General features: G+C 63.3%; 1 pseudogene. It reads left to right on the top strand.

Going from position 1 to position 2,287, the window contains the following annotated elements:
* Positions 1 to 125: 125 nt before the first annotated feature.
* Positions 126 to 2,287: pseudogene (locus AWC25_RS00005) on the top strand (hypothetical protein); the annotation flags it as partial.

The following is a 2,287-nucleotide window of genomic DNA, read 5'->3' as shown; positions in this document are numbered from 1 at the left end:
CTGGTTTGCCCGTGGCACGCACCACCGAACCCCCCGCAGACACCCACCATCCAACAACCACCCCCGACACACAAACAACCCCACCGCGGCCGCTCGATGATCATGAGGGTTTGTCGAATCTCGATGTGGCCGAGTACAACCGCTCGGTGCGGGAGTGGTTGGACGGGATGACTGGGCGGAATTGGCCGGAGGTGTCGCGCCGGGATGTGGTGCCGTTGCGCGACGTTGTCGGGGCTGAGCATTGGTGGCGGCTTTATATCGATCCGCAGCATCATGCCGCGGCACTGAGGCGCGATGATCCTGGATCGTTCTATGACGACGACAAGTCGCCAGGGTTTCAGGCGAACATGCAACGCGCGTTCGAGATGTTTTTGAATGATCCGGAAAGGGTGGAGCAGCGCGTCGATTGGGCTGAGTACTCGGAGATGCATTGGGAGGCAACGCGCGGGATGAGCGGCGGTGATTTTGAGATCGCCGATGTGGAGGATCATCCGATTTTTCATCCGATCGTGGGGGAGCGGCCGGCGACGGACTTGTTGACCGAGCAGGTTGGTGGTCGTCCGCTGGTGGCGATGGCTCCGGCTGGTGTTGATCGATACGATCCGTTGCCGGCGGGTGCGGGTGAGGATGCGTTGGTGACGATCTCGTCGTCATGGGGGGATGTGCCGGTCATCAGACCGGAATTGGTTGAGTATCAGGTGCCGCGGATGGTCGATGCGGCCTTCGACGATTATTACGATGACATCGCGGCGGCCCAGACCGAGGGTGATCGGTTGCGGGCCATTGGGCGGGTGGTCCGCAATTTGCACGTGATGCATCCGCATAACGACGGCAATGGTCGCCTCAACATCAACTTGCTCTTGCCACGGTTGTTGTTGGCCAACGGTTTTTCTCCGGTGATCACTCATTCGATGGCTGACTTGTTCTCGGGTGGGTTCTCGCGCGATCAGATCGCTACCGCCTTGCGGTGGGGTCAGGATCGGGATCTGACCCAGGGGCTCGATGATCTGAGGGCAGCCCCGGAATCGGAAAGCCGCCCAACTCCCGGGGCGCCGACGATTCCCGACGCGGGGGAGCCGACACCGCAGGCGGCGCTCGACGTGGACCCAACATCAGCTAACAGCGGCGGCGGGGGACGCGATGAGGTGTCGGGGCCGCTGCCGGTGGTGCCCGATAGCGAGCGCGGCGCGTGGGATGCGGTATTGGCCGAACAGTCTGACGTAGTGGATCCTTCGGCCGCGAAGGGCAAACGGACAGAGGATGCGTCCGACAGCCGCGGTGAGGCATGGGATCGCTACGTTGAGGCTCACAACGCGCGTGCGCAGGCTTTGTCCGGGCCGCGTGATCCGGAGTCCGACTTGGCGAGTCGTCTAGAGCTCGACGCCGCTCGCCGTGATCTGGCCGCGTGGGGAATTAACGACCCCGAGGCCTTGGTAGCCGATTATCGTGCTCGCTTCGACCCGCCGGTGGTGGATCCGGTGGCGCCGGTGGTGGCGGCCGGTGAGGCTGGTCATGGCGGGTCGGTGGTTGGTGGGGATCTTGATCATGAGTATGGGCCGTTGGTGGAGCCTAAGCGGGTCAAGCCTGAGGAGGTTGATGGGCAGGGGTTGCCGCGGGTTAATCCGGTGTTTTATCGGTTGTCTGATTTGCCGCCGTTGGTGTTGTTGTCGCATACCGATGCGCGGTGGCATTACACGGTGGATGCTGAGGGTGAGATCCGGATTGGCAGTGAGGAATTGGGCACGTTGTTGTCCGATGAGGAGCTTACGCAGCGGTATGTGGCTTATTACGGGGGGCTGCCGGATGCTGAGCAGTTGGACGGTTTCCGCGGTCTGATTAATGGGCAGGGGCATCCCACGATTGCGGTGGAGTTCGATGGTGACACCGGTGCGGTGGTGGGTGGGAATCCTCGGTCGCGGGTCAGTGGTGAGATTCGGTGGAATGCCGAGGCTGAGCAGTGGGAGGCGAACGACAAGTCCGGTCGTTACATGAGTGGGAAGGTGCGGGTTCCGTTGCCGGATCCGCAGGATATGCAGCGGTGGGTCGATAATGTGGCCCGGCGGTTGTCGGCGCATTTGGGTGAGCCGGTGCAGGGTGTGTTGTTCAAGCATGCTGATGCGGCCCCCGCCCGCCCGGCGCCGCCGGTGGTAGAGCCGCCCGCCGAGACTACCCATGATGCGCCGCCGGTAGAGCCGCCCGCCGAGACTGCCCATGATGCGCCGCCGGTGGTGGTGCCGCCCGTCGAGACTGCCCATGATGCCGGCGATGTGGCGCCGGTAGAGCCGCT

It is taken from the genome of Mycobacterium sherrisii, from assembly GCF_002102355.1.
In the GTDB taxonomy this organism is placed as follows: domain Bacteria; phylum Actinomycetota; class Actinomycetes; order Mycobacteriales; family Mycobacteriaceae; genus Mycobacterium; species Mycobacterium sherrisii.
Note: the sequence above shows the minus strand (reverse complement) of the source record. Positions and strands in the feature narration are given on the sequence as shown.